The organism is Acinetobacter sp. Swhac1 (assembly GCF_013390985.1).
GTDB lineage: Bacteria > Pseudomonadota > Gammaproteobacteria > Pseudomonadales > Moraxellaceae > Acinetobacter > Acinetobacter towneri.
Map to the genome: position 1 here is coordinate 1 of NZ_JACASN010000083.1, position 2151 is coordinate 2151.

General features: G+C 27.8%; 3 protein-coding genes. 2 read left to right on the top strand and 1 reads right to left on the bottom strand.

All coding sequences use genetic code 11. The features are described from left to right. Positions 1 to 185 precede the first annotated feature (185 nt). Positions 186 to 470: a hypothetical protein gene (locus tag HX743_RS15885; RefSeq protein ID WP_250316265.1), complete on the top strand. Its 285-nt coding sequence runs from the start codon at positions 186 to 188 to the stop codon at positions 468 to 470. Beyond that, complete coding sequence (locus HX743_RS15890; RefSeq protein WP_178319662.1) at positions 460 to 1806, top strand: site-specific integrase; 1347 nt, start codon at positions 460 to 462, stop codon at positions 1804 to 1806. The genes HX743_RS15885 and HX743_RS15890 overlap by 11 nt, the downstream gene beginning before the upstream one ends. Positions 1807 to 1986: 180 nt before the next feature. On the opposite strand, the gene HX743_RS15895 is transcribed toward HX743_RS15890, so the two are convergent. Further along, positions 1987 to 2151, bottom strand: a 165-nt coding sequence (locus HX743_RS15895; protein ID WP_151711510.1) for an integrase core domain-containing protein, incomplete at its 5' end; no start/stop codon positions are given.

Here is a 2151-nt window from a genome sequence, read left to right on the forward strand (position 1 = left end):
TGAATCATGATACGCCACGGTGGTTGTGTTTTGTGTTAGCGCATTAATAAATACAACCACCTTTTTTATTTTTCAAGCGATAATTATAATATATTTCAACAGTTTAAGCCTTAAGTTGGCGCGTATGTGGCATTATCTCTCTATCACTAAACTCACACAAACTTTATGTAAACAAGTATGCTAATATGACTTATAATCAGTTTAATGAATTGAGAATAAAAGCATTATTTTCAATCAGTAAAATCCCTGCAACCAAAAAGAATAAAATTGAAGAATTAAAAGCAGAGAATAACAACTTAAAAATCAATAACTTAATCCTTATAAAGATCATATATGATCTAAAGTCAACAATTTCAAATTTAGCTTTAAAAACCAATAGCAAATATACAATTGATGAAATAAATAATAAACTAAAACAATTTGAAAAATTATTAAACCATGCTAATGAGGTTTATTTTCATGAAGAATAAAAAACTATATTCAATGGTTATTAATTTTTCACTACCAAATTATATCTCCACATCCAAACAAGATATAAAATTTTACAATCTTGATGCCTTACCCTTTTTATTATTCCCTAATGGAATCCCATGCTATGAAGCTAATTCATATCTTATTTATAAATTAAAATTTGGTTATTCTGAAAACTATAATGGCGGCACATATAGAATATTTGCCAATCATTTGAGTCATTTTATCAGATTTACTTTTTATTGTAAGGAAATTGAAAATTTCTCTCAATTTGATGATAATTTATTTTCTGATTTTATGGATTATTTACAAGATGATCCTCTTGTTCGTTCGAATAATCAAATTATAAACATTGCTTATCAAATTATAGATTTTCTTTTTTTTATTGGGGAGCTTTATAATATTAATAATTTTATTGGAATTGGTAAAAATAATAATATAAATTTAAGTAATAAAAATAAGAATGTTTATAGAGATAATAACAAAAAAAACTCTAACCCTAATTATTTTCATTATTCATTTCCTCCTCCTTCACCTAAACGAAAACGCTATCCTGTTTCCCTCGATGATTACAATAAGCTTCTGAATCATATAAATAACTCTGACATTGAGCCCCTAAGACATAGAAACTTATGTCTTCTCCAAGCACTTGAAAATACAGGTGGTAGAAGATCTGAAGTCTGCTCTATATCCATGAATTCTTTAAGATCAGCTTTAAAAACTGATTCAATCTCACCTTTGCTAGAAATTATAAATTTAAAAAATAATCGTTTAACAAAGACACGGGAAATTCCTGTTTCAAGAACTTTTTTACTGAATTTACGCTTTTATGTTCAATACTATAGAAATCCGATACTTCAAAAAAAAGGCATTAATCATGATTATATTTTTATTTCCCACACAACTGGTCATCCCTTACAACCAGATACATTAACTACTTATATGAATAATTGGTCCAAAGATGCCAATCTTTCCTCAAAAGTCTGTGCCCACATGTTCCGTCATAGATTTATTACAGAAAAATTTAAATCTTTAATTTTAGAACATGAATTATCGAATAGCGATGAATTTCGTAAACTGCTATTAAATACTTATCGATTAAAACAAATTATGCTTGAATGGACTGGTCACAGATCTATTACATCTTTAGATACATATATAAATTTAGCTTTTGATGAGCTTTCTGAAATCGATGAATTAAAAGAAAGAATTCTTTCAACCCCTTCTAATCATGTGATTAACACACACATCAATTTTTTAGAAAACTCTTTAAATAATAATCTTCCGATTGATCCTATTATATTACGCGAACTTATTGATCAACTTAAAAAATAAAACAAACTCTTAAATAAAGTTAATTACTTAATTTAATATTACATAACAGGTTCATTATATATAAACTATTCTTGTACAAACCTGCCAATATACCTTTATTTTACAATAGCTTTCTCAAATGAATTGGCCTATACCTAAACTGGTAATCCTCCCATAAATAACCGAAGTTAAAAGTAGAGGTTAAGCAGCCATTAGAGGTGGCTTTCCTTTGTTAGCTTGATGTGGTCTTTCATGGTTGTAATGCCACAACCAGTTTGTTGCATAATCTTGTACTTCATCCAAAGTATCAAATAAATGCTTGCTCAGCCAACTATAACGTATGGTCCGATTATAGCGTTCAATATA